Origin of the sequence: Flavobacterium sp. (assembly GCF_049318185.1) — a bacterium.
Taxonomy (GTDB): domain Bacteria; phylum Bacteroidota; class Bacteroidia; order Flavobacteriales; family Flavobacteriaceae; genus Flavobacterium.
In genome coordinates this window covers 1-2,989 of record NZ_JBMOGV010000181.1, presented here as the reverse complement: position 1 = coordinate 2,989, position 2,989 = coordinate 1, and the positions used below count along the sequence as shown (strand labels likewise).

General features: G+C 30.7%; 4 protein-coding genes. All 4 read left to right on the top strand.

The genetic code is table 11. The features are described from left to right. On the top strand, window positions 1-625 hold a 625-nt coding region (locus ACOYLT_RS11180; protein WP_422853927.1), incomplete at its 5' end, for a hypothetical protein. 47 nt (window positions 626-672) lie between these two features. Then, complete coding sequence (locus ACOYLT_RS11175; protein WP_422853926.1) at window positions 673-1,659, top strand: hypothetical protein; 987 nt, start codon at window positions 673-675, stop codon at window positions 1,657-1,659. Further along, a complete protein-coding gene (locus ACOYLT_RS11170; protein WP_422853925.1) occupies window positions 1,653-2,549 on the top strand; it encodes a class I SAM-dependent methyltransferase in 897 nt (298 codons plus the stop codon). The genes ACOYLT_RS11175 and ACOYLT_RS11170 overlap by 7 nt, the downstream gene beginning before the upstream one ends. 5 nt (window positions 2,550-2,554) lie before the next feature. Next, window positions 2,555-2,989: NAD-dependent epimerase/dehydratase family protein (locus tag ACOYLT_RS11165; protein WP_422853924.1), on the top strand; the 435-nt coding region annotated here is incomplete at its 3' end.

Below are 2,989 nucleotides of genomic sequence, written 5' to 3'. Positions count from 1 at the left end.
CTATTTATTTTCTTATAGACCATTTAGTATTAATGGCGGTTCGATTCACAGTAATGGAATTGCATCTGTAACTGATGATAAAAAAGCAAAAAAATTCTTCACTGAGAATGAAATAGGTATTAATGAAAAACTTCCAATTATTCGAGGAAGTTTGCAGTCTCATATCGGTGAAGCAATTTTACAAGCTAAATCAAAAAATCTTTTAACTGGATATAAGTTGAATTATAATCGAGTACATTATAATATCTATAAAGAACTTTTAATACTTCCTACTACTTTAAAAAGGGAGGGTTTCGAAAAGCTATTGAGTTTAAATTTGAGTAATAAAAATTATCGATTAGTAGAATCTGCATTTATAAATGATTTAAGTGATGGTTCAAATTTCCAAACTGCTCAGGATGTTTTTTTCAAAAATAACAAAGATGTTAATGGAACACTAAATTTTAGCGCAATGGAATATGCCATTTTTAATTCTTTTGAAGCGTGTAAATTTATGGGAACAATTCTGGGTCCTTACCAAACACCAGAAAAAATTAAAAAAGTAAATTATTTTTCTTTGGCTATTCTTTTTGTTAGAAGATTTCTTTCAAGTAAATTTAATAGGTATTATCTACCTGAACGATAAAGGACGAGAAGTGGATATTAGGTACTTATTAATTGATAACCAATAAAATGTATACTGAGCAATCTTTTACTATAATTACAGACCCTATGCCTATTGGTAGGCATTTGCTTTTAGAAGTTTTTAAAAAAATAATGCGGTCTATTAAGTATTTTTTCTTTTCAAGGCCGCTTGGAAGTCATCCGTATTATCGTGGACACGTTGCGGTAACCCGAAGTTTATTAGAAGGACTGGCTAAACGTAACAGCTCAGCCTTTAATTATAATCCTAATCTATTTAATAGTTTTCATCCTACTTTACTAGTACTTTCAGGAGTTACTACATTAAAACAGGCAATTTCACTTAAAAGAAAAGGGAAAATCAAAAAAATAATTGCAGGGCCAAATATTGTAATTTTTTCGTCTGATTTTAATAATTTAATTGCTTCTTCGGAAATCGATCTTGTAATTACGCCTTCAGAAATAATAAACCAATTATACATTTTAGATAACCTTAGTCTAAAAGGGAGAATCGCCGCGTGGCCTGCGGGCGTTGATACAGAATTTTGGAAACCAAATCCTGAAATTAGTAGAAAACAAATTTTAATTTATGAAAAGCAGATAAAGGGTCCGGTAGGTCCAGTAGAGCCTTATGCAGATTATTTACGTTCTCTTGGATATCAAGTACATGTAATTCAATATGGAAATTACACACTTGAAGAATACAAGAAACAATTGTTACAATCATTTTTGATGATTGGTTTTGTAACAGATGAGAGTCAGGGAATTGCTTGGGCAGAGGCTTGGTCATGTGATGTACCCACATTTTTATGGAATAACCATTCAAATATATATAGAGGTAGAATTTATTCGTGTACTACAGCACCGTATTTGACAGAAGAAAACGGAATTTTTTTTGATAATTTTAGCGATTTTATATTTAAGTTACAACAGTGGGAGAATAATGCATTTTCATTTGAACCAAGAAAATGGTGTTTGGAAATTATGTCTGATGAAGTTTGTGCGAATAATCTTTTAAAACTTATAGAAACATGTTAAGTCCTGGTTTTCCTAAAGTGTATGCAGATAAATGTTCACATGATTATGTTGCTCCTAATGAATTAATAAATTTAATACATTTAAGTAACCAATCTTTTGATACTGGATATGAAACTCGTTTGCAAGCAATATATGCTTACGAGTTATGGAGAAAAATAGAATCAGGAGGAGTGTTAAAATCTGATTTTGAAAATGCTGATGTCCTTGAAATTTGCGCAGGAACCGGTTTTTTAACGTATCATTTACTTTCTGAAGTAACTCCTTTAAGTTTAGTTATTAACGATATAAGTGAAAAGGAAATTGCAAATGCTAAAACTTTAATCAAAAATGAATTTCCAAACTTTTCGCCAGAGTGGGCTATTGGAGATATTCATAAATTTCATTTCAATAAAAAATTCGACATAATAATTGGACATTCCTTTATGCATCACTTTTATAATGTACCCATGGTGATAGAAAGAATTTATTCACTTTTAAAACCAGGGGGCGTATTTATTTCAACTGGAGAGCCAACTTATCTTTCTCCCTTTGTTGAGGGCAGAAAATTTTATGTTTGGCCAATCGCAATTTTTTTTCCTAAACTTTTTATTTCTTTACTAAGATATAAGAACACATCCGAAAATTATGGAACGGATGTATGGATATTTGATTCAAAAAAATTAAGTAAAGTAGCTTATAAAGCTGGATTTTCAAAATGTACCACAGTTTCTTTTAATTTGGTTAGAACAATTATTTGTACAATTTTTAGAATTAAGCTTTCTGAAACAAAAAATCAATTTACTGAATTTGAGATTTCATTGATAAAATTTACTATGAAAATTGATTCCTTTCTGTCTAGATTTTTGCCAACTCATGCATTTGCTCATTTTACTTTTACATGTAAAAAGTAGATAGTATGAAAATTTTAATTACAGGATTCGCCGGATTTATAGGTTTCCATTTAACTAAAAAACTTATAGAAGCCGGACATATAGTATGGGGTATAGATAACTTCAATGATTATTATGATGTTTCATTAAAGTATGATCGGATAAATCAATTAGGTATTAGTGCAAGTGCATTAATTGGTGGTCAATTGCTACAATCTGATAAGTTTCCAACACTTCAATGTTTACGAGCAGATATTACTGATATTAATCAGGTAAAATTTTTATTTGATAATGCACAACCTGATATCGTTTGCCATCTAGCTGCCCAGGCTGGCGTTAGATACTCTCTTGAAAATCCGCGAGCTTATGCAGAAACTAATTTGATGGGTTTTTTCAATGTTTTGGATGCTGCACGTGAATCAGGTGTAAAGCATTTTATTTATGCTAGCTCTTCCAGTGTG